Here is a 21,749-nt window from a genome sequence, read left to right as displayed (position 1 = left end):
TGCCATAGGCGCGCCATGACCGCCAGCACCGAGACGATCGCATCCACGCTGCTCGGCTGGTACGACCGCCATGCACGCACCTTGCCCTGGCGTAGCCCGCCGGGGATGCCCGCGCCCGCACCCTACTGGGTGTGGTTGTCCGAGGTGATGCTGCAGCAGACGACGGTCGCAGCAGTGAAACCGTATTTCGCCAGGTTCCTGGACATCTGGCCCGACGTCGGCGCGCTCGCCGCTGCGGAGGAAAGCGAAGTCATGGCTGCCTGGGCCGGCCTCGGCTACTATTCGCGGGCGCGCAACCTTCATGCCTGCGCCCGCGCCGTTGCCGAACGGGGCGGGACATTTCCGGACACCGAGGACGAGTTGCGAAAACTGCCCGGCTTGGGCGCCTATACCGCGGCCGCGATCGCGGCGATCGCCTTCGGACGGCGCGCAGTCGTGGTCGATGCCAATGTCGAGCGGGTGGTGGCGCGACTGTTCGCGATAGACGAGCCGCTGCCCGGGGCGCGCAAGGCGATCCGAGAGGCGGCCGACCGCATCACGCCCGACGAACGCGCCGGAGACTTCGCGCAGGCGATGATGGATCTGGGATCGTCCGTCTGCACCTCCCGCGATCCGAAGTGCCTGTTGTGCCCGCTGTCCCATTCTTGCGAAGGCCGCAAGACCGGGAATCCGGCGAGCCTGCCGGTGAAGGCACCCCGGAAAGCCAAGCCTGTGCGGTCCGGCACCGCCTGGTGGATCGAGCGGGAAGGCCGGGTGTGGCTGGTCACGCGGCAGGGCACGGGGATGCTCGGCGGGATGCGCGCGCTACCGGATGATGGCTGGCATGCCGGCGGCGACGGTTCGGGCAGCGCCCCGATGGACGCGGCACAGACCCCGCTCGGCATCGTGCGGCACACGTTCACGCATTTCGCGCTGGAACTGTCGGTGGTCGCCATCGACGGCGAGGCGATGCCCGACGGCACGGGCCGGTGGTGGCCGCTCGAGGATCTGGACGAGGCCGGTTTGCCGACGCTGTTTGCAAAGGCTGCGCGGCTGGCGCTGGCCGAGCGCTAGATCACGCCGCCGCCGATGCTGAGGCGGATCGCCGCGATAACCATCACCACGAGGCACAGGTTCCTGCCCGAATTGCTGCTCGACATCTGGCCGATGACCGCGCCGATCACGATGATCGGGAGCGCGATCCAGTTGGCCCAGCCGAGGAGCGGAATTGTCGCGGGAATGACGATGACCAGCGAGAGCAGGCCGAGGATGATCGAAATGACGTTCAGCATGTGTGTTATATGAGCATGACAGTTGCGATTTGCAAGGCAATTGACCGTTCATCGTGCATGTCGCATTGATGCGCGCAAATTACGGGAACGAGGATACTTCATGGCCTACCGCGACTTCGATGAGACTGCATTTTCCCGCCGTGCCCTGCTGCGCGGAAGCGCGATGCTGGGGGCGGGCGCTGCAATGTCGGCCCTGCCGTTCGGCGGTGCGTTTGCGCGTGACAGCGCAGTGCAGTGGAAGAACGTGCGGGCGCTGATCGACAGCTACGTCGATACCGGCAAGCTGGCCAACATGGTCGCGGTCGTGGGCATGGGCCAGCGTGCGCCGACCGTCATCGCAGAAGGGCCGCTCACCATCGGTCAACCGGTCATGGCGGACATCGATTCGCTGTACCGGGTCTACTCGATGACCAAGCCGATCACCGGCATGGCCGCGATGATGCTGATCGACCAGGGCAAGCTCGGTCTCGACCAGCCGATTGCCGATTTTCTGCCCAAGTTCGCCAACATGAAGGTGCAGAAGACCTATGACGGATCGCTGACCGATCTCGTTCCGGCAGAGCGCCAGATCACCGTGCGCCACCTGATGACCCATACCGCCGGGCTCGGCTACGGGATCATCCAGAAAGGTCCGATCCGCGATGCCTATGCCAAGGCCGGGCTGGGCGCGGGACAGGTTTCCAAACTTCCGATTCCGGGCTTCGGGAATGCCGCCACCAACGCCAGGGGCCTGGCGGAATTCGCCGACCGGCTGGCCGAACTGCCGCTGGTCTATCAGCCGGGCACGCACTGGAGCTATTCGGTCGGGCTCGACCTTCTCGGCCGGGTGATCGAACTCGCAGCCGGCCAGAAATTCGACACGTTCCTCGACAACGCCATCTTCAAGCCGGCGGGGATGACCAGCACCTTCTTCACCGTGCCGAAGAATGCGGCCAGCCGTCTGACGACCAATTACGGCGCGATGGGCGGTGCCTTGCTGCCGATCGATCCGGCGCGCACCTCGATCTACCTCGACACGCCGTCGATGCCTTATGGCGGTTCGGGCCTCGTATCCAGTCCGCGCGATTACGACCGCTTCCTGCGCATGTTGCTCGGCTACGGTGTGATCGACGGCAAGCGTGTGATGGGCGAACTGGCGGTTCGCGTCGGCACATCCAACCTCTTGCCGGAAGGCGTCAAGACTGCCGGGACCTTCGCGCAAGGGCAGGGCTTCGGCGCCGGCGGTAGGGTCGGGATCGAGGGCGACCAGAAGGGCCAGTACGGCTGGGGCGGTGCGGCCGGGACAGTGGCCGCGGTCGACATGCGGCGTGGCCTGCGCGCTTCGCTGTTCACGCAATACATGCCGTCGGACGCCTATCCGATCCACTCGGCCTTCCCCGAGGCGGTGGCAAAGGACATCATGGCGATGGCCGGGGCGTGAGCCGCCCGCCTGTCGCGTTCACCGGTTCGCCGATCGACCGGGCGGATCACATCCGCGTCGACGAGAATGCGCTTGCCGGACAGATGAACTTCCGTGCGCGGTTGCTCGCGCTCGACGGGCTGGAGCCGGTGTTCGACGACCTGGGTGCGCTCGTCTGGGGCACGCTCGCGGATTGCGACCCGGATGCAGAGCTGTGCTTCCTGGGCATGGATCCCGACGGGAAGGCCTGCTTCGCGGCGGTGCCCGCGCAGGGTGCCACCGGGCCGGCCTATGCCAATCCGGCGATCTGGCGCGCGATGCAGCTGCTAGAGCCGGGCCAGCTCGCCTTGTACGGCGGCGCACGCAGCCTGGTGGATTGGCACGCCCGACATCGCTTCTGCGCCCGTTGCGGATCGACCACGAAGATCGCCAAGGGCGGCTGGCAACGCGATTGCAGAAGCTGCGGCGCGAACCATTTCCCGCGCACCGATCCGGTGACGATAATGCTGGTCGAACACGATGATCGCCTGCTGCTCGGGCGCCAGCCGCGTTTCCCGCCGCGCATGTTCTCCGCGCTGGCCGGTTTCGTCGAGCCGGGGGAAAGCATCGAGGAAGCCGTGGCGCGCGAAATCCACGAGGAAGCTGGCGTGCGCGTGCGCGATGTCACCTACGTCGCCAGCCAGCCGTGGCCGTTCCCCAGCCAGCTCATGATCGGATGCCATTCCTACACCGACGATCCGGAGATCACGCTCGATGAAACCGAGCTGGAGGACGCGCGCTGGTTCACGCGTGCCGAACTGGAGGAAGCCCGCGCGGCCGGCGACGATGGCACCCCCGACCTGATTTTTCCGCGCAGTTTCGCGATTGCGCATCACCTCGTTACATGGTGGCTCGATAAATGACCGAGACGAAACAAGACGCTCCTCGCAAGCTGACGATCGATATCTGGTCGGACGTGATGTGTCCGTGGTGCCTTATCGGCTACGGCCAGCTGCAGAAAGGCCTCGCCCTGCTCGACGGCGAGATAGAGGCCGACATTCGCTGGCGACCGTTCGAGCTCAATCCCGACATGCCGCCCGAAGGGGAGGAGCAGGCCGCGCATATCCAGCGCAAGTACCGCCGCAGTGCTGAAGAAGGCGCGGCGATCCGCGGCCAGATGAAGGCGATAGCGGACAAGGCCGGGGTGAGCATGGAGTATCGGGGCGAAGAGCCCGCGCCGCCCGCGATGATGCGCAACACTTTCCTGGCGCACAAGCTGCTCGCCCACGCGCTCGACAGCTACGGTGCCCAAAAGCAGACCGAGCTGAAGCTCGCGCTGTTCGAGGCGCATTTCAATCGCCGCCGCGATGTCGGTGACCGCGGCGTGCTGCTCGATATCGCGGAGGAGCACGGCCTAGTGCGTGGAGCCGCTGAGCGCGCGCTCGACGACGATCAGCTCGGCGAGCGGGTCCGCGCGGAAGAACGCGCCGCCTGGGACATGAACGTGACGGGCGTTCCGGCAATGCTGGTCGAGGGCAAGTTCCTCATTCCTGGGGCGCAGGAGCCGGAAACCTATGCCAATGCCTTGCGCCGCGTGGCGGACAGGTTTCCCGCCGCCGCCTGATCAACTGCGATCGGACTGGATCGCAGCCTGGGTCTTCGGGCCCTTCTCGGCGTCCTGCGCCGGATTGTCGGACCCGAGGGCACGCTCAGTATCCTCCGGATCGGTCGCGCGGATGAGTTCGGCCCGGGTGCCGACAGTCTTGTTCACATCGCCGCCGCTGCGGCCTAGCTGGCGCTGCGGCCTGGCCGGCCCCGCCGAGCGGACCGCCGAAGACATTGTCCGGATCGTACTGCGCCTTCACCTGCATCAGCCGTTCGTAATTGGGACCGAAGCCTGCCTTCGTGCGCGCGCCATCGTCCCGGTCGAGATAGTTCAGGTACACGGTTCCGTCGGAAAACCGGCCCAGCCGTTCTGCGAAGTGCCGGGTCTTCGCGATGATTTCCTCGTCCATCGCGGGATCCGTCCAGCCGGCCGAAATGCCGAGGTTCCAGCGCGCAGTGCGATTGGAAAATGCAGTCTCGGTGACGCCTACGCGCGCGATCGCGCCGCCGAGCCCTTCCATGAAGATCTGCGTGTATTCCCCGGGGACGGCATTCGCGCCCGTTACCAGCGTGTCGATCAGTTCGTCGGTCATCGACTCGACGAAGATCGATTTCCAGTAATAGCGGCCGCCCTTGGGACTCGCGCCACCGAAGGTCTTCTGGAACTCGACATAGGGTTGGCTGTCGACGAAGCCGAAGATCATCCCGCCGAGCTCGAGGCTCGGCTGAAGTTGCCGGCGCGCGGCATCGGGATCCCCGGTATGACAACCGACGGCGGCAATCGCCAGGCGTCCGTGCCATTCCTCGGGGAAGGGCTCGACCGGGGGGACCTTCAGGATCGCCGGGCCCATGGCGACATCGTCCGGCGCGCCGCGCAGGGTCTCGTCGAGAAAATGCAGCACCTCGTGGGCCTTGTCGACGGGATACCACGCCTGGCTGACCATGACGTCGGGGCCGATGGCATGCAGGCGATAGTCGAACCGGGTGACGATGCCGAACTGGCCGCCGCCTCCGCGGATCGCCCAGAACAGGTCGGGATGGCTCTGCGCGTTCGTCTCGACCACGCTGCCGTCGGCCAGCACCATCTGCGCGCCAAGCAAATTGTCGATCGTCAGGCCGAGCTTGCGGGCAAGGAAGCCGATCCCGCCGCCCAGCGTCAGGCCGCCTGCACCGGTTTCCGGCTCGACCCCGGCGGTGACCGCCAGGCCGTGCGCCTGTGTCGCCGCATCGAGATCGCCCAGCAACGCGCCCCCACCCACGCGCGCGATCCGCGCATCGGGATCAACCTCGACTGTGTTCATCGGCGACAGATCGATCATGATGCCGTCTGCCGGCACCGACGCTCCGGAAACCGAATGGCCGCCACCGCGGGCGACCGCAGTCAGACCATGCATGCCTGCGTGGCGGACCGCTGCCTGCACGTCCGCGACAGTTTTGCAGCGCGCGATCAAGGCCGGCTTCCGGTCGATCATGCCGTTCCAGCCGAAGCGGGCCTTGTCGTAGTCGGAGTGTCCTGCGTCGATCAGCTCGCCGCCAAAGTCGCTCAATGCCATGACATCCCCCAGTGCAGGCGCGACCTGTGCCCCTTAGAGCGCGCGAGAGCCGTCAGATCAAGCCGAGCCGCTCCAGCTTGCCGGCAAGCTTGCCGGGCAGGACGTCGCCGATGTCTTCGCCTTCCGCCAGGTCGCGGGGCGGTTCGCCCTTGAGATACCTCCAGCCCTGGTGCGCGCGCTTGGGTCGGGGATAGACGCGGACCAGTTCGGGCTTGAGATCGATCGACCAGCGACCGCCCGCCGTTTCGCTGAAGCCCAGGATCTCGCTGCGCGCTACGATGCTGTGCTGGTGGATCCAGTACAGCGATCCGCCGATGCATTCCTCCCAGCGGGTCGGGCGATAGCGGGTGGTGAGGTTGGGGCTGCGCCGCTGGGCGTACCAGCTCTCGATGTCACCGAAGCTCTGCGCGCCGAAAGCGATCTTGGTCAGGTGAAGCGGCATGGCCGCAGACATAGGCACTCAGCCGGCAGAAACCAGCCCGCTCGCCACGGCAAGTCCGAGGAAGGCGAAGAAGCCCATCGAATCTGTAATCATGGTGACGAAGACCGAGGAGGCGACCGCCGGGTCCTGGTCGAGCCGCTCGAAGATCACCGGGACCAGCACGCCCGCAAGGCCGGCGATGACGATGTTGACCACCATCGCGACCGCGATCACCGCGCCCAGCATCGGAGTGAACAGCAGGCCGACCGCGATCCCGATGAGGACGGCAACGGTTGCCCCGTTGAGCATGGCGACGCGCATCTCGCGCCACAGGATCTTGCGCGTGTTCGCGCGCGTCAGCTGGTTGGTCGCGATTGCGCGGACCGCCACCGCCATGGTCTGGGTGCCGGCATTCCCGCCGATGCTGGCGACGATCGGCATCAGCACGGCAAGCGCCACCAGCTGTTCGATCGCCGCGCCGAAGAACGCGATGATCGCGCTCGCCACCACGGCCGTGCCGAGATTGGCGATCAGCCAGCGCACGCGGCTGGAATAGGCTTCGCGGATAGGCTCGTTGATGTCGCCGTCGCCCGCACCCGAAAGGAGCAGGACGTCCTCGCCTGCTTCCTCGGAAATGATGTGAACCACATCGTCGACCGTCATCTGGCCCACCAGTCGGCCGCTGTCGTCGACCACGGCGGCGCTGATGAGGCCGTATTTCTGGAACATGTTGCCCAGTTCTTCCTGGTCCATCGTCACCGGGATCAGGGTCTGGTCGCGCTTCATCACGTCGGAGAGCGCGATCGTGCGCGGCGTTCTCAGGATCCAGGAAAGCTGGCAGGTACCGACCGGGTGATGCTTGTGATCGACGACGAACACTTCCCAGAAATCGTTCGACAAGTCGCCCCAGTGGCCGGTGTCGTCGCGCAGCATGTCGATCAGGTCGCCGACCGTCAGGTGTTCGGGTACCGCGACGAAATCGCGGTTCATCAGGCGCCCGGCAGTCTCCTCGGGATAGGAGAGTGCGCTCTCGATCGCGATCCGGTCTTCCGGCTCGACTTCCGCAAGGATCGCGCGCTGGTCGTCGGCATCGAGATCCTCGATGAGCTGGACCGCGTCGTCGGTCTCGAGCTGCTCGACGATCGCCGCGACGGCTCCCGCAGGCAGCGCTTCCATCATGTCCTCGCGGACGTGGTCGTTCAGTTCGGCGACCACCTCGGAAGTGACGAGATCGGGAACCGCGGCGGCGAAGTCGGAGCGTTCGTCGGCGTCGAACAGTTCGACGAGGTCGGCGACGTCGGCCGGGTGGAGCGGCTCGACCAGGTCGTACAGCTCGTCGTCGGCTTCGTCTTCGAGCGCTTCGCGCACGCGCCGCACGAATTCGGGCTTCAGCCGGTTGTCCTCGTCATGACGCTCGTCATCGACCCGGTCGTCGGGACGGCCGCCATCCTCCGCCAGGGGCGGATCGTCCAGGATCAGGTCGTCTTCGCCCCGCTGCGCCATGTGCTCGGCTCTAGGCGCGGCTTGCGAAAAGGCAAGCGGGGTTGAGAGATGGTGCGCTGCCCCTATGTAGGGCGCTCACGAATTTCAGGAGAATATACCAGCATGGCCGACAAACTTACGCTCACCCTCGACACCGGCAATGGCGAAGGGGGCGATGTGGTCATCAAGCTGCGGCCGGACCTTGCACCGGGCCATGTCGAGCGGATCACCACGCTAGCAAGCGAGGGCTTCTACGATGGCGTGGTCTTCCACCGCGTGATCCCCGGTTTCATGGCGCAGGGCGGCGATCCGACGGGTACCGGCATGAGCGGCAGCGACAAGCCGGATCTCAAGGCCGAGTTCAACAGCGAGCCGCATGTTCGCGGCACCTGCTCGATGGCACGCACCCAGGTTCCCGACAGCGCCAATTCGCAGTTCTTCATCTGCTTCGACGACGCGCATTTCCTCGACGGTCAGTACACCGTCTGGGGCCAGGTCGAGAGCGGCATGGAACACGTCGACGCGCTGCCCAAGGGTGAGCCGCCGCGCGAGCCGGGTAAGATCGTCAAGGCGGCCGTTTCCTAAAAGGCGGTATCGGCCCCGAAGGGGCGGGTTCACGCGAAATTAGGGCTGTCCGGACATCTGCTCACAAGCATGTCCGGCAGCATTTCGCAAAGCACTAACGGGCATAGATCGGAAAGCCATTTCCGGCGATCCGGCATGTCCGATGCGTGGAGCTTGATCGATGAACCCGCCTCCCGACTACCGCGAAGACAAGGCGTTGCAGGCCAAGCTGCGCAATGCGCGCGGCGGGATGACGGATGTCCAGGTGCTAGACCTGTCGGCGGCGGGCTGCATGGTCGATGCGCGCGGGACCGGATTGCGCGTGGACGACCGCATCCTGGTCAAGATGGAAGGGCTCGAATTCATGCCCGGATACGTCCTCTGGATCGAGGATGACAGGGCGGGGATCGCGTTCGAACGCGTCATGCACGAGACGATCTACGAACATCTCAAGCTGCGACTGCCACAGGCGAAAGCTGCCTGACGACCCCGGGCTGCTAGAGGCCTGCGCCGACCAGCCAGTCGTGAAACAGCCTCACCGGCCGCTCTTCCAGCGCCGTCGGCTTGCACACGAACCAGTAGCTGTACGGGCTCTCGACCTCGATGTCGTAGAGGTCGGTCAGCCGGTCGTCGTCCGCGCGGCGCATGTGATCGTCGTGCATGATGGCGATGCCGAGACCCTGGGCCGCAGCTTCCAGCATCAGCTGGCCGGAATCGAAGTGGTCGATGGCGGCAGGCTCCAAGCCGTCGAGCCCCAGTTCGCGCTTCCACGCGACGAAGCTGTCCGGCAATTCGTTATGGACGAGGAAGGTCTGCTTGCGCAGCCGGTCGATGTCGGGCGTCTTGCCCAGCATCTCGGCGGTCGGCCGGTTGGCGATCGCGTGGACCTTGTTCTCGTCGAGCCGGACTGCGTGAAGCGACGTATCGGGCCCGCGCGACAGGATGATCGCCGCATCGAGCACGTCCCCGACACGGCCTTCGAGGTGCGGGCCGGTATCGATGTCGATGTGCAGCAGCGGGTGGCGCTGGCGCAGTTCGGCCAGCTTGGGGAACAGCCGCTGGCTGCCGAACAGGGGCAGGACGCCGAGCCGGAGGCGCAGGAGCGAGAGGTTTTCCGACTGGCCTTCGACCGCCCGGGCCAGCGCCTCGAACTGCGGAGCGACGGCCTCGTAGAAATGATGCCCTTCGTCGGTCAGCTGCATCGACTGGCGGGCGCGGGTGAAAAGCTTCTTGCCGACGAAGGCTTCGAGATTGCCGATCCGGCGCGACAGCGCAGACGGGCTCAGCCCGAGCTCCTCCGCAGCAGCCCGGGCAGAACCCAGCCTGACGGTGCGCATGAAGGCTTCGAGAGCGCGCAGGGGAGGAAGTCGACGCGTCGCCATTGCCGATAGATGGCGACCCGCTCACCCCTTGTCGAGGCACTTTTGTGCAGTTGCACAATATCAGCCGTCTGCGAGCGCCTCTTCGGTCTGATCGACCGGCGGATGAAGGCGCAGGCGCGTCACATGGGTCGCGTCGCCATCGGTCACTTCGATGGTCCAGCCGCTCGGGTGCCGCAGCATCGCTCCGACTTCGGGGATCTGCTCGGCCAGCACGAAAGCGAGGCCGCCCAGCGTGTCGACCGCTTCTTCCACCTCGGCAAGCGCGGGATCGACCTTCTCGGCCACGTCGTCCAGTTCGGCGCGCGCGTCGCAATCCCACATGCCATTGCCGATGGGGGCAATCCATTCTTCGGGCGCGTCGTCGTGTTCGTCCTCGATCTCGCCGACGATCTCCTCGACCAGGTCTTCGATCGTGATGATCCCGTCGGTCCCGGAATACTCGTCGAGCACCACAGCCAGGTGCATGCGTTGCAGGCGCATGTCGGCCAGCACGTCGAGCGCGCCGCGGCTCTGCGGAACGAAGATCGGCTGGCGCATCAGTGCGGTCCAGTCAGTCGGCTTCGTGCCGTCCGCCAGATGGCTGAAGACATCCTTGATGTGCATCATGCCGACCACCTGGTCGAGCGTGTCGCGATATACGGGGATGCGCGAATGCCCGTGTTCGGAAAACACCCTGACCAGCTCTTCCCAGCTCGCCTCTGCGGAGACCGCTATGATCTCGCCGCGCGGAATCGCGACATCGTCCGCATCGTGCTCGGAAAAGTGCAGCAGGTTGCGTAGCATCTGCAGCTCGACCTGCGACAGGTCGCCGTCGGGCGAGGCGGCGTCCGACGGCGAACCGTTCTCGCCCTCGTGCTCGTCGATCGCTTCCTCGATCTGCGCGCGAAGCGAACGATCGCCGTCATCGGCATCGAAAAATTTGCGGATGGCGAGCCACAGCCCGCTGCTACTCTCCGCCTCTCCGCCGGCGGTTTCAGGATCGGGCATGGCCCTCGGTGGCTACTCCTCTAAGTCGCGGTCCCCATATGGGTCCCCGATACCCAGTTCCGCAAGCGCCTTTATTTCCAGCGCCTCCATTTTCTCGGCATCCGCCTCGCTCGTCTCGTGATCGTAGCCGGCAAGGTGCAGCAATCCGTGCACCAACAGATGCGCCGCGTGATCGGCAAGGGCGATGTCCTTGGCGGCCGCCTCGCGTGCGCATGTCTCGTGTGCGAGGGCGAGATCGCCGAGCATTTCGGGCGGCCCGTCCGGCGCAAGCTCCAGCAATTCGGTTCGATCGAGCATGGGAAAGGACAGCACGTTGGTCGGCTTGTCCTTGTCCCGCCATTGCCGGTTGAGTTCGTGCACCTCAGCGTCGGTGGTAAAGAGGATCGACACGGTCAGGCGATCGCTGGCGAGCTCCGGCGCAACCGAGCAGGCAGCACCCGCCACCCGCTCCGCGAGCCGTTCCCAACCGTCGCCGGGCCATTCCTCGATGTCGATCTCGAGCTGCAAGAGCTAACCGGCGTCCTGGCCCTCGTATGCCTCGACGATGCGCCCCACGATCGGGTGGCGCACCACGTCGGCAGACGTGAACCGCGAGACCGCGATCCCCTCGACCCCTTCGAGGCGCGAGACCGCATCTGCCAGCCCGCTCATCCGGTCGCCGCCGGGTATGTCGACCTGCTTGGGATCGCCGCACACCACCATCCGGCTGTTCTGTCCGAAGCGGGTGAGGAACATCTTCATCTGTTCGCGAGTGGTGTTCTGCGCCTCGTCGAGGATGACGAAGGCATCGGCCAGCGTGCGTCCGCGCATGAAGGCGATCGGCGCGATCTCGATTTCGCCCGACGCCAGGCGCCGTTCGACCTGTTCTGGCGGCATGCAATCGAACAGCGCATCGTAAAGCGGGCGCAGATAGGGGTCGACCTTGTCCTTCATGTCGCCGGGCAGGAAGCCCAGCTTCTCGCCCGCTTCCACCGCCGGGCGCGACAGGATCAGTCGCTGCACGCTGCCGGTGATCAGCTGGCTGACCGCCTGCGCGACCGCTAGATAGGTCTTGCCGGTCCCCGCAGGGCCGAGCGCGAAGATGATCTCGTCCTTCGCCAGCTGGCGCATGTAGGGGATCTGACCCGCGCTGCGCGGCACGATCGTCTTGCGGCGCGTGCGGATCATCACCGGCGGATGTTCGGCATCGCCGCGCACGATCCCCTCCAGCGTGGGCTCGTTGGACATGGCGATCAGCGATTCGATCGCGCCTGCGTCCAGGTCCTGGCCCATGGCCAGCCGGTCGTACATGGCCTTGAGCACGTCGCGCGCGCGGGCCACGCTGTCTTCGGGGCCTTCGATCTGCACCTTGTCGCCGCGAGCGGAGATGAACACGCCGAGCCGATTCTCGACCTGCACAAGATTGGCATCGAATTGCCCGAAAAGCGGGACGAGCAGCGACTGGTCATCGAAACCCAGTTCTGCCTTGGCGCGGCGTATTTCACGCTGCGGGACGGGCGGGGACGCGAAGGCAGGCATCGCCCTCTGCGTATTCTTGCCGGTGGGTTTCCTGCCCAATGCATTCCTTTCATGTTGCGATTCGGAATCTAGGCGCGATTGTGACGCTGGCAAGGAGGGTGCCGCATCAAGACGGTGGAAAGTCATGCGCTTGAAAGATCCGCCGCGAAAGCGCAGCATGGCACCCGCCATTCAAGTCAGGAGGCATGACCCATGCGCTTGCTCGCCGTTTCGCTATTCGCCCTCGCAGCTTGTGCCTGCTCCCAGGACGCGCCCGAGCCCGGCGCTGCCGAGGATGCCACGGCAACGCCCTCTTCGGCGGAAACGCAGGGAGCCGCGCCGACGCGGGACGAGGATATCAATCGCTATCTGCTGCAGGAATATCCCGATGCAGGTGCGATCCAGTACGCGCTCGCCTGGAGAGACCTGAACGGCGACGGGGCGGACGAGGCGATCGTCTATCCGATCGGCCCGTTCTTTTGCGGATCCGGCGGCTGCAACACCCTGGTCCTGACCCCCGCCGGTCCGATGTACGAAAAGGTCGGTGACATCAGCGTCTCGCGCACACCGATCGAGGTCCTGGACACCAGTTCGAACGGCTGGAAAGACCTGACGGTCGCCGTAGCCGGCGGCGGCGGTGCGAACGGGAGAGCCGTGCTCAGGTTCGACGGGAAGGCCTATCCGGGCAATGCCTCGATGGCCGACATGACCGATGCGAAGGGAACCGAGGTACTTGCGGAAGAACCGGAACTGCGCATGGCGGAGCCGGTCGCGGAGGCAGGCGATTAAGCGCCGACTAGGCGGCGACGCGCTGCAGAATTCGGCCGGCGAGCGAGTTTGGTCCCGCTTCGACCAGTTCGACGTCGACGAGATCGCCGATCGCGTAATCCCCTTCGAACCAGACCGATTGCAGCCACGGTGATTTGCCGAGCCACTGGCCGGGATGCTTTCCGCGCCGCTCGACGAGGACCTGGCAGGTCCTGCCGACGCTTGCCTTGTTGAAGGCGAACTGGTCGCGATTGAGCGCGGCCTGCAGGCGCTGGAGGCGTTCGTCCATGACTTCTTTCGCGATCTGGTCGTCCATCGTCGCAGCCGGAGTCCCGGGACGCGGCGAATATTTGAAGCTGAATGCCTGCGCATAGCCGACGGTGTCGACCAGCCTCAGCGTTTCCTCGAACTCCGCGTCGGTTTCGCCGGGGAAGCCGACAATGAAATCGCCCGAAAGCGCGAGGTCGGGCCGCGCGGCGCGGAAACGTTCCAGCAGCTCGAGGTAGCTTTCGGCAGTGTGGCTGCGGTTCATCGCTTTCAGCACCCGGTCGGAACCGCTCTGCACCGGCAGATGGAGATAGGGCATGAGCTTGGGCGTGTCGCCATGCGCGGCGATGATGTCCTCGTCCATGTCGGCCGGATGGCTGGTGGTGTAGCGGATGCGCGCCAGCCCGTCGGTTTCGGCAAGCGTGCGCACGAGCCCGGCAAGACCGATCCGGTGACCCTTCTCGTTTTCCCCGCTCCAAGCGCTGACGTTCTGGCCGAGCAGCGTGATCTCGCGGGCGCCGGCATCGACCAGCTTGCGCGCTTCGGTCACCAGGTCCCTGAACGGGCGGGAGATTTCCGCGCCGCGGGTATAAGGAACGACGCAATAGGTGCAGAACTTGTCGCAGCCTTCCTGGATCGTGAGGAAAGCGGACGGGCCGATCTTGCGGCGATCAGGAAGCGCGTCGAACTTGGCGATCGGCGGCATGTCGGTATCGGTCGCACTCTCGCCGGCCACCGCCCGGTCGAGCATTTCCGGCAGGCGGTGATAGGCTTGCGGGCCGACGACGATCGATACCGCCGGTGCGCGTGCCATGATCTCCTCGCCTTCGGCCTGCGCGACGCATCCCGCGACCGCGATCAGCGGCTGCTTGCCGGATGCCGCGCCAGCCTTGGAAATCCGGCCGATGTCGGAATAAACCTTCTCCGCCGCCTTCTCGCGAATGTGGCAGGTGTTGAGGACGACCAGGTCCGCGTCCTCGCCCTCGGGCGCAGGCGCGATGCCCTGCGCGGCGAGCAGTTCGGCCATCCGCTCGCCATCATAGACATTCATCTGGCAGCCGAAGCTCTTGACCCTGTAGGTCTTGGGAGGCGTGGTCGGTTTCATCGGAGGGCGCGCATTAGCGCGGGCGCGCTGCCAAGCCAAGGTGGCTATTCGATCGGGATGTCCGCCTGGGCCTGTGGCCTGGGGATGTAGCGCACGGGTTCTGACGGGAAGCGATATTCGCGCAGGGGCTTGCCCAGGACCTCGACCAGCTTGTCCTCGATCCGCCGACGCGATTCATTGCCGATCGCCTTGCGGCCACGAAACTCCTCGGGACTGAACGGCTCGAGGAAATGGATGTCGAGCCGGAAAGTGCCGCGCCGTGCGAGCAAGCGCTTGGCATTGTTCAGCCCGCTTTCGTCGCCGACCCAGCCGATCTCCTCCGCATTCTCGCGATAATCGAGGACTACCGGCTGGACGAGCACTCCGGGCGGAGGTGGCTCGAGCACGGAAAGCATGGAAGTCTTGAACGGCAGCAGCGATTGTCCGTCGGTAACCGTGCCTTCGGGAAAAACGGTGACCGACCAGTTGTCGGCCAGTGCCTCGCGCAGGTCGTTGATCTGTTCGGCAACGCCCATCCGGTGCTCGCGCTTGACGAAAACGGTACGGTTGAGGCGGCACAGCCAGCCGATGACGGGTACTTCGGACAGTTCCTGCTTGGCGACGAAGGCCGTTCCACTGGCACCCGCCAGCGCGAGGATGTCCACCCACGAGATGTGGTTGGCGACAAAGAAGACGTCGCGCCTCAGGTACACACCGTGGCGTCTAACGCGCGCGCCGACGATCCGGGTCGCCAGCCACAGGAACAGCTTGGGGAAGGGCGAGCCGTATTTGAGCAGGCGGTAGAGGTAATGCAGCGGGACACAGACCATCAGCGCCAGGATCAGGCCAAGCGCACGGACGGAAAGCCGCAGCCAGCCAATGGGAGAAATCGGATAGCCTTCGCCGCGCGCAGCGGCAGCCCGCAGCTCGGCCTTGCGCAATGCCCGCTCAGTTGTCGCGGTCGAGCCGGACACCGTAGAGTTCCATACGATGGTCGACGAGCCGGTAGCCGAGTTTCTCGGCGATCTGGCGCTGCAGGGCCTCGAGCTCGGGGTCGACGAATTCGACGACCTTGCCGCTCTCGACATCGATCAGGTGATCGTGATGCGCTTCCGGCGCGGCTTCGTAACGCGCCCGGCCGTCTCCGAAATCGTGTCGGTCGAGTATCCCGGCCTCTTCGAACAGGCGCACCGTGCGGTAGACCGTAGCGATCGAGATCTTCGGATCGACCCGGCTCGCCCGGCGATGCAGTTGCTCGACATCGGGATGGTCGTCGCTATCGGACAGCACCTGCGCGATGACGCGGCGCTGTTCCGTTATGCGCAGGCCCTTGTCCGCACACAATTGCTCGAGATCGATTTTCTGCTGCAAGCCGGTCCCTCAGTGCAAAAACGCCCCGACCACATAGGGTGGCGGGGCGTCTTTCTCAAGCGAACTCGGGCCGATACCCGCAGACTTCGCAGCCTCAGCTCTTGGCCGGTGCTTTCTTGGAAGTCTTCGTCGCAGCCGTTTTCTTCGCCGCGGGAGCCGCCGTCTTCTTGGCTACTTTCTGGCCCGGCTTGCGCCCGAGGCCGATCTTCTTCGCCAGGTCCCGGCGGGTTTCCGCATAGGCTGGCGCGACCATCGGATAATCCGAAGGCAGCTCCCAGCGCTGGCGATATTCGGCCGGCGTCATGCCGTGTTCGGTCATCAGGTGACGCTTGAGCATCTTCATCTTCTTGCCGTCTTCGAGGCAGACGAGATGATCCTTCTTGACCGAGTTGCGAACCGAGACTGCCGGATCGGGCCGCGGCGCTTCGGAAGCCGCGGGGCTGCCAAGCCCGGCAAGCGCTTCGTGCACGTTGCGGATGAGGGCAGGGACATCGTCCACGCCCACGCTGTTGTTGCTGACATGTGCGGCGACAATGTCGGACGTCAGCGTGATCAGCGTTTCGGTCATATCGTTTTCTGGGGCTTCCATGATTATGTTTCTCCAGTCGAAGCCAGTGCGACCCGGCTTTTCGATTCTGCGATTAGTCGGCTATATCCGTAATGGAGCTAATTTTTCAAGCCATCGACACAATAGTCGAAATATTGGTTCAATAGGAACGCGCATCCGTTTCGAGATCGAGAGCGAAAGTAATCGCGTCCAATCTGCTGCCGTCGGCCAGCCGATAGTAGTCCTTGCGCCTGCCGATCGGCTGGTAACCCTGGGCGCGATACAGTCTTTCGGCCGGATTGTTGGCGCGCATTTCCAGAAACAGTCGTTCCGCCCCGCGGGCCTGTGCGTCTTGGCGGAACCGTTCCATGAGCGTTGCCCCGATCCGCTTGCCGCGGTGGGCGGGGACGACGGCGACCAGCAGCAATTCTTCTTCGCCGGGCGCATTTCGCGACAGCAGGAAACCGGCAGGCTCCCTTCGGTATGCCCATGGGTCGCCGGATGGATCGGCGATCAGCAGGTGACTGTGCGGCATCTGCAGCGATCCCAGCACCTGCGCCCGGTTCCACGCTTCGCCCCAATGCGGATCGAAAGCGGTTTCCATGACCTCCATCACGGCATCGAGTTCCTCGATCATGACGCGGCCTGCTGTGGCTTGGCATCGGGCGCCCGCCCGTAGATCGGAGCGAGGTCGCTGGTCATCACGGCGTCCGCAAGCGCGAGGGTTTCGCGGGCATCGGGCTGCAGGTCGCGGACCTGTCGATTGTCCGGCACGAGGGCCGCGAGGTCCCGGGCACGGTTGCCGGCGATGAACTCGTGCACGACCGTGCGGGCGGCATCTGCCGGAGCAAGCGAAGCGACCTCGTCCTCAGGAACTCCCGCTTCGTCGAAGTTCTGGACGAACCACTGTCCGTGGCCGCCGTTCACGCAGACGGTAACGGATTGCCTGCTCGCACCGCGGGCCATCGCCGCGACGAGCGCCAGCGTCGGGTATCCGAGAACCTCGGCATTCCACGCGACGCCGAGAGCCCGGGCGGTGGCGAGGCCAATCCGGACGCCGGTGAAGCTGCCCGGGCCGAGCGATACGAGGATACGGTCGGCGCGGCCCCGGCCAGGCAAGTCGGCGATCATCGGGACCAGCCTTTCGGCATGGCCGCGCCCCAGCAACCGGTGACTGCCCGCGAGAAATTCCGCACCGTCGAACAGGGCGACCGAGCAGGCTTCACTGGCGGTTTCTATGGCGAGCACGCGCATGATGCGCCCCTGCCTCAGCGGACGGCGCGCTTCAAGTCAGACGAGCGTGTTGAAGGTGTCGAATTCGGGGCGCGGACTGCGATCGAAAATGGACGTGGGATCGCCATAGCCGATGGAGCAGATGAAATTCACCCGGTGCCACGGATTGTCGCCGAAGAATTCCTGCTCGACCTTCTTGGCATCGAAGCCCGACATCGGGCCGCAGTCGAGACCGATCGCGCGCGCCGCGATCATCAGGTAGGCGCCTTGCAGCGCCGAATTGCGAAACGCGCCTTCCTTGCGACCTTCCTCGTCGCCGTCGAACCAGCTCTTGGCATCGGTATGCGGGAACAGCCAGGGCAGTTCCTCGTGAAAATCGATGTCGTAGCCGATGACTGCGGTTACCGGCGCGGTCAGGATCTTGTCGCGGTTGCCTTCCGACGCGCAGGCAGCGAGCCGGTCCTTCGCGTCCGCGCTCTTGACCCAGACGATACGGGCGGGCTGCATGTTGGCGGACGTCGGGCCCATTTTCATGAGCTCGTAGATGGCACTTATCTGCGCTTCGGTGACGGGTTTGGCGAGCCAGCCATTGTAGCTGCGCGCCTCGCGAAAGATCTGGTCGAGCGCGTCGGCGCTGAGTGTCTTCTCGTGGAATTGGGTCGTCATGGAGTCCTCGAAGTCGTGCGCGGTTCAGGCGGCGCGGACCTCAACGACCTCGGGCACGTAATGTTTCAGCAAACCTTCGATCCCGTGCTTGAGCGTCGCGGTCGAGCTCGGGCAACCGGCGCATGCGCCCTGCATGGTCAGATACACGACGCCGTCCTTGTAACCGCGATAGCGGATGTCGCCACCGTCGCCGGCCACGGCCGGTCGCACGCGCGTATCCAGCAACTCGTGAATCTGGGCGACGATGTCGGCATCGGCCGGATCGTCTTTTACCGCCATCTCTTCGTCTTCCGGCGGCACTGCGATTCCACCTGCGGTGCCTGGCACGAACAGCGGGGCCTGGGAAACGAAATGATCGAGCAGGATCGCCACGACCTGCGGCTTGAGCGCGCTCCACTCGACGCCGGGTGCGGCGGTCACCGAAACGAAATCGCTGCCGAAGAACACGTTCGTCACTTCACCGGTATCGAAGATCGCTTGAGCAAGCGGGCTTGCTTCGGCGGCTTCTGGAGAAGCGAACTCGCGCGTGCCCGAGGTCATGACCGGCTGACCGGGCAGGAACTTGAGGCTTTGCGGATTGGGCGTGGTTTCGGTTTCGATGAACATACCCGGGAATGTAGGTGTCCGACCATCCGCCCACAAGCAAATCCGGCCACGGGCGCGCCATACATTCACTATCCCTTCACCTGTCGGCTCCCTATATGGCGCGCATGACCTTCCCGACCGGCGCCCTGCGGCGCATCTCGCTTGCCCTCCCATTCCTGCTGCTGACCACCCCGCTTCCGGCGCAGGAAGCTGCCGTCGGCAAGTCGGTCGCGGCAAGCGCCCTGCCGGCGCCCACGGCTCTCCAGACCGGGGGCGAGACGCCCTGGCTCTACGAAGACAGCGACATTCCGCAGGACAAGGACTGGCTGTTCGGCAAGATGGACAACGGCGTGCGCTATGCCGTGCGCCACAATGGCGTGCCGCCCGGCCAGGTCTCGATCCGCGTGCTGATGGACGCCGGTTCGCTGCACGAACTGGACCACGAGCAGGGCTATGCGCACCTGCTCGAGCACATGGTCTTCCGGCAGAGCAAGTACCTTGGGCCGGGCGAGGCGATCCCCACGTTCCAGCGCCTCGGTGCGACGTTCGGCTACGACACCAACGCCTCGACCACGCCGACCCAGACCGTCTACCAGATGGACCTGCCCGAAGCGACGCCGGCCAAGCTCGACGAGATCTTCAAGCTATTGTCGGGGATGATGCGCGAACCGGTATTCAACAAGGCGAACCTGGCTGCCGACCTGCCGATCGTGCTGGCCGAGAAGCGCGAGCGGGGCGGCGCAGCGAGCCGGGTCGAGGAAGCGACCCGCAAGACGCTGTTTTCGGGTCAGAGGCTGGCGATCCGGCTGCCCATCGGTACCGAGGAAACGCTGAACAGCGCAACGCCCGAGACCATCCGCGCCTTCCACGATCGCTGGTATCGGCCCGAGAATGCGATCGTGGTGGTGGCCGGCGATCTCGATCCCAAGCTGTTCGCCTCGATGATCGAGAAATATTTCGGCGACTGGAAAGGCAAGGGACCGCGTACCGCGCCTCCTGCCTTCGGCGATCCGGTGGCACCGGCCGGGGCCGACCCGCAGTTTCCGCTCGGCGAGACGGCAGTGCTCGTGGAACCCGACCTGCCGCGCAGTCTCACCTACGCGGTCATGCGGCCGTGGCGCCCGGTCAAGGACACCATCGTCTACAACGAAGGGCTGATGCTGGATTCGCTGGCACAGGCGATCATCAATCGCCGGCTCGAAGCGCGAGCACGGGCAGGCGGCTCCTATCTCTACGCGCAGGTCTACCAAGAGGACGTCTATCGTTCGACCGATGCGACCTTCGTGACCGTCGCCCCGCTGTCGCAGGACTGGCAGTCCGCACTGGCCGATGTCCGCGCGGTGATCGCCGATGCGCTGGCCGAGCCGCCGACGCAGGAAGAGATCGATCGTGAAGCCGCCGAATTCGACGTCGCGCTCGCCAGCACGCTCGAACAGGCCTCGGTACGCGCCGGGTCGGAACTCGCGGACAACATCGTCGAAGCGGTGAACATCCGTGAAACCGTGGCCGCACCCGATGTGGTGCTGAACGTGTTCCGCAACATGCGCGACAAGATGACCCCGGCGAATATCCTCGCCCATACCCGCACGCTGTTCGACGGCGACGTGGTTCGCTCGGTCTATGTCACGCCGCAGGGTGAAGAGGCCGATGCGGCTGCTCTGCGAACGGCCCTGAGCCAGTCCGTCGATGCCGATGGAACATCGCGCCTCGCCGCGCAGACCATCTCGTTCGACGACCTGCCGAAGATCGGCAAGCCCGGAACCATCGTGAGCGAGGGCCCGATCGGTCTGCTCGAAATCGAGCAGGTCAACTTCGCCAACGGCGCGAGGGCGATCCTGTGGGCGAACGACGCGGAACCCGGTCGCGTGGCGGTCAAGGTGCGCTTCGGCGCAGGCGAACGCGCCTTCACTGCCGATACCGCGCCTTACAAGCTGCTGGGCGAAATGGCGCTGGTTGGCTCGGGCGTGGGCGAACTCGGGCAGGAAGAGCTCGACCGGATCACCACGGGCCGCAAGATGGGCTTCGATTTCGGAATCGAGGACGGAGTGTTCACCTTCGATGCCCAGACCCGCTCGGCCGACCTTGCAGACCAGCTGTATCTCTTCGCCGCGAAGCTGGGGATGCCGCGCTGGGATGCGAACCCGGTGCTTCGGGCCAAGGCAGCTGCGGCCCTGACCTACGAGAGCTTCGGCACCAGCCCCGGCGGCGTGCTCAACCGCGACCTCGATTACTATCTCAACGATGCGGACGCGCGCTTCGCCATGCCGACACCCGAGCAGATCGCGGCCATGACGCCCGAGCAGTTCCGCACCGTATGGGAGCCGTTGCTCAAGCAAGGCCCGGTCGAGGTGCTGATCTTCGGCGAATTCGACCGCGACGCGACCGTGCGGACGCTGGCCGAGACTTTCGGCGCGTTGCCTGCGCGCGAGCCGATCCCCGCGGCCACGCTTGCCCGCATGCCGGCCTTCCCGGACGCCGGCGAACCGATCCGCGTGCTCAATCACCGTGGCGACCCGGACCAGGCGGCTGCGGTTGTCAGCTGGCCGACGGGCGGCGGCGTTGCGGACCTGCGGGAATCGCGCCAGCTCGAGATCCTCTCGCAATTGTTCAACAACCGACTGATGGATGTCATGCGCGAGGAATCGGGTGCGAGTTACACTCCGCAGGTCGGTGCCAGCTGGCCCGTCGACATAGATACCGGCGGCCAGATCACCGCTCTCGGCCAGATCAAGCCGGAGGATGTGCCGACATTTTTCGCCGCAGCGGACAAGATCGCCAGCGAACTCGCCGCTTCGCCGCCGAGCGCCGACGAGCTCGAGCGGGTGACGGAGCCGCTCAAGCAGCTGATCAGCCGAGCCTCCACGGGCAATTCGTTCTGGCTCTACCAGTTGCAGGGCGCGAGCAGCGACCCGCGCCGCATCGCGCTCATGCGCAGCCTGCTCAACGATTATTCGCAGACTACGCCGGAACGCATGCAGCAATTGGCGCAGAAGTACCTCGCCGCCCGGCCGGGCTACAAGCTGGCAGTGGTTCCGGAAGGCACCGCTGTCGTCACCGGGGCCAAATAGGCCCGGCAGATCGCGGCGGT

The 21,749-nt window shown here is 65.3% G+C and carries 24 protein-coding genes; 8 read left to right on the top strand and 16 right to left on the bottom strand.

Annotation, left to right across the window (positions count from 1 at the left end; all coding sequences use genetic code 11):
• Positions 1-15 precede the first annotated feature (15 nt).
• The gene (locus tag GRI48_RS03770) at positions 16-1,053 is read left to right on the top strand and encodes an A/G-specific adenine glycosylase (RefSeq protein WP_160671621.1); all 1,038 of its coding nucleotides are present in this window, start codon (positions 16-18) and stop codon (positions 1,051-1,053) included.
• Here the strand turns inward: GRI48_RS03770 and GRI48_RS03765 are convergent.
• Positions 1,050-1,271, bottom strand: a complete 222-nt coding sequence (locus GRI48_RS03765; protein ID WP_160671618.1) for a hypothetical protein — start codon at positions 1,269-1,271, stop codon at positions 1,050-1,052. The two genes, GRI48_RS03770 and GRI48_RS03765, sit on opposite strands and share 4 nt — an antisense overlap.
• 100 nt (positions 1,272-1,371) lie before the next feature.
• Here GRI48_RS03765 and GRI48_RS03760 point away from each other — a divergent pair, with 100 nt between their 5' ends.
• The 3 genes from GRI48_RS03760 to GRI48_RS03750 are packed head-to-tail and all read left to right on the top strand — an operon-like array spanning position 1,372 to position 4,273.
• Positions 1,372-2,691 carry a serine hydrolase domain-containing protein gene (locus GRI48_RS03760; RefSeq protein WP_160671615.1) on the top strand — a complete coding sequence of 440 codons (1,320 nt, stop codon included), beginning with the start codon at positions 1,372-1,374 and terminating at the stop codon, positions 2,689-2,691.
• Positions 2,688-3,572: an NAD(+) diphosphatase gene (nudC, locus tag GRI48_RS03755; protein ID WP_160671612.1), complete on the top strand. Its 885-nt coding sequence runs from the start codon at positions 2,688-2,690 to the stop codon at positions 3,570-3,572. Before GRI48_RS03760 ends, nudC begins: the two co-directional genes overlap by 4 nt.
• The gene (locus GRI48_RS03750; protein WP_160671609.1) at positions 3,569-4,273 is read left to right on the top strand and encodes a DsbA family oxidoreductase; all 705 of its coding nucleotides are present in this window, start codon (positions 3,569-3,571) and stop codon (positions 4,271-4,273) included. Before nudC ends, GRI48_RS03750 begins: the two co-directional genes overlap by 4 nt.
• Positions 4,274-4,358: 85 nt before the next feature.
• On the opposite strand, the gene GRI48_RS03745 is transcribed toward GRI48_RS03750, so the two are convergent.
• The 3 genes from GRI48_RS03745 to mgtE are packed head-to-tail and all read right to left on the bottom strand — an operon-like array spanning position 4,359 to position 7,731.
• Positions 4,359-5,807, bottom strand: a complete 1,449-nt coding sequence (locus GRI48_RS03745) for an FAD-binding oxidoreductase (protein ID WP_160671606.1) — start codon at positions 5,805-5,807, stop codon at positions 4,359-4,361.
• A 52-nt stretch (positions 5,808-5,859) separates the two neighbouring features.
• Entirely contained in the window at positions 5,860-6,249 is a 390-nt protein-coding gene (locus GRI48_RS03740; protein WP_160675341.1) for a DUF1489 family protein, read from the bottom strand.
• Positions 6,250-6,267: 18 nt separating this feature from the next.
• The gene (gene mgtE, locus GRI48_RS03735) at positions 6,268-7,731 is read right to left on the bottom strand and encodes a magnesium transporter (protein ID WP_160671603.1); all 1,464 of its coding nucleotides are present in this window, start codon (positions 7,729-7,731) and stop codon (positions 6,268-6,270) included.
• A gap of 102 nt (positions 7,732-7,833) precedes the next feature.
• Here mgtE and GRI48_RS03730 point away from each other — a divergent pair, with 102 nt between their 5' ends.
• Positions 7,834-8,295: a peptidylprolyl isomerase gene (locus tag GRI48_RS03730; RefSeq protein ID WP_160671600.1), complete on the top strand. Its 462-nt coding sequence runs from the start codon at positions 7,834-7,836 to the stop codon at positions 8,293-8,295.
• Between the two features lie 160 nt (positions 8,296-8,455).
• Entirely contained in the window at positions 8,456-8,758 is a 303-nt protein-coding gene (locus tag GRI48_RS03725) for a PilZ domain-containing protein (RefSeq protein WP_160671597.1), read from the top strand.
• A 13-nt stretch (positions 8,759-8,771) separates the two neighbouring features.
• Here the strand turns inward: GRI48_RS03725 and GRI48_RS03720 are convergent, their stop codons facing one another.
• The 4 genes from GRI48_RS03720 to GRI48_RS03705 are packed head-to-tail and all read right to left on the bottom strand — an operon-like array spanning position 8,772 to position 12,161.
• Positions 8,772-9,656 carry a LysR substrate-binding domain-containing protein gene (locus tag GRI48_RS03720; protein WP_160671594.1) on the bottom strand — a complete coding sequence of 295 codons (885 nt, stop codon included), beginning with the start codon at positions 9,654-9,656 and terminating at the stop codon, positions 8,772-8,774.
• Between the two features lie 60 nt (positions 9,657-9,716).
• Positions 9,717-10,643: a hemolysin family protein gene (locus GRI48_RS03715; protein WP_160671590.1), complete on the bottom strand. Its 927-nt coding sequence runs from the start codon at positions 10,641-10,643 to the stop codon at positions 9,717-9,719.
• A gap of 12 nt (positions 10,644-10,655) precedes the next feature.
• Positions 10,656-11,150, bottom strand: a complete 495-nt coding sequence (gene ybeY, locus GRI48_RS03710; RefSeq protein ID WP_160671587.1) for an rRNA maturation RNase YbeY — start codon at positions 11,148-11,150, stop codon at positions 10,656-10,658.
• Positions 11,151-11,153: 3 nt separating this feature from the next.
• A complete protein-coding gene (locus tag GRI48_RS03705) occupies positions 11,154-12,161 on the bottom strand; it encodes a PhoH family protein (RefSeq protein ID WP_160675338.1) in 1,008 nt (335 codons plus the stop codon).
• 192 nt (positions 12,162-12,353) lie between these two features.
• Between GRI48_RS03705 and GRI48_RS03700 the strand changes: the two genes are divergently transcribed.
• On the top strand, positions 12,354-12,929 hold the full coding sequence (locus GRI48_RS03700; RefSeq protein WP_160671584.1) for a hypothetical protein: 576 nt from the start codon (positions 12,354-12,356) through the stop codon (positions 12,927-12,929).
• Positions 12,930-12,936: 7 nt separating this feature from the next.
• Here GRI48_RS03700 and miaB read toward each other — a convergent pair whose 3' ends face one another.
• The 8 genes from miaB to GRI48_RS03660 form a co-directional block, all read right to left on the bottom strand.
• Positions 12,937-14,280, bottom strand: a complete 1,344-nt coding sequence (gene miaB / locus GRI48_RS03695) for a tRNA (N6-isopentenyl adenosine(37)-C2)-methylthiotransferase MiaB (RefSeq protein WP_160671581.1) — start codon at positions 14,278-14,280, stop codon at positions 12,937-12,939.
• Between the two features lie 44 nt (positions 14,281-14,324).
• Positions 14,325-15,233: a lysophospholipid acyltransferase family protein gene (locus GRI48_RS03690; protein ID WP_337190762.1), complete on the bottom strand. Its 909-nt coding sequence runs from the start codon at positions 15,231-15,233 to the stop codon at positions 14,325-14,327.
• Positions 15,208-15,630, bottom strand: a complete 423-nt coding sequence (locus tag GRI48_RS03685) for a Fur family transcriptional regulator (RefSeq protein WP_160671578.1) — start codon at positions 15,628-15,630, stop codon at positions 15,208-15,210. The genes GRI48_RS03690 and GRI48_RS03685 overlap by 26 nt, the downstream gene beginning before the upstream one ends.
• A gap of 94 nt (positions 15,631-15,724) precedes the next feature.
• Positions 15,725-16,219, bottom strand: coding sequence for a Ros/MucR family transcriptional regulator (locus tag GRI48_RS03680; protein WP_160671575.1), 495 nt, complete (start codon positions 16,217-16,219; stop codon positions 15,725-15,727).
• A gap of 118 nt (positions 16,220-16,337) precedes the next feature.
• On the bottom strand, positions 16,338-16,814 hold the full coding sequence (locus GRI48_RS03675; protein ID WP_160671572.1) for a GNAT family N-acetyltransferase: 477 nt from the start codon (positions 16,812-16,814) through the stop codon (positions 16,338-16,340).
• Complete coding sequence (tsaB, locus tag GRI48_RS03670) at positions 16,811-17,431, bottom strand: tRNA (adenosine(37)-N6)-threonylcarbamoyltransferase complex dimerization subunit type 1 TsaB (RefSeq protein WP_160671569.1); 621 nt, start codon at positions 17,429-17,431, stop codon at positions 16,811-16,813. The genes GRI48_RS03675 and tsaB overlap by 4 nt, the downstream gene beginning before the upstream one ends.
• Positions 17,432-17,467: 36 nt before the next feature.
• Positions 17,468-18,076: a malonic semialdehyde reductase gene (locus GRI48_RS03665; protein WP_160671566.1), complete on the bottom strand. Its 609-nt coding sequence runs from the start codon at positions 18,074-18,076 to the stop codon at positions 17,468-17,470.
• A 24-nt stretch (positions 18,077-18,100) separates the two neighbouring features.
• Entirely contained in the window at positions 18,101-18,682 is a 582-nt protein-coding gene (locus GRI48_RS03660; RefSeq protein ID WP_160671563.1) for a NifU family protein, read from the bottom strand.
• 104 nt (positions 18,683-18,786) lie between these two features.
• On the opposite strand from GRI48_RS03660, the gene GRI48_RS03655 reads away from it, so the two are divergent.
• The gene (locus GRI48_RS03655) at positions 18,787-21,729 is read left to right on the top strand and encodes a M16 family metallopeptidase (RefSeq protein ID WP_160671560.1); all 2,943 of its coding nucleotides are present in this window, start codon (positions 18,787-18,789) and stop codon (positions 21,727-21,729) included.
• Positions 21,730-21,749 lie beyond the last annotated feature (20 nt).

This window comes from Qipengyuania oceanensis, from assembly GCF_009827535.1.
Lineage (GTDB): Bacteria > Pseudomonadota > Alphaproteobacteria > Sphingomonadales > Sphingomonadaceae > Qipengyuania_C > Qipengyuania_C oceanensis.
This window is presented reverse-complemented; position numbering and strand designations above follow the sequence as displayed.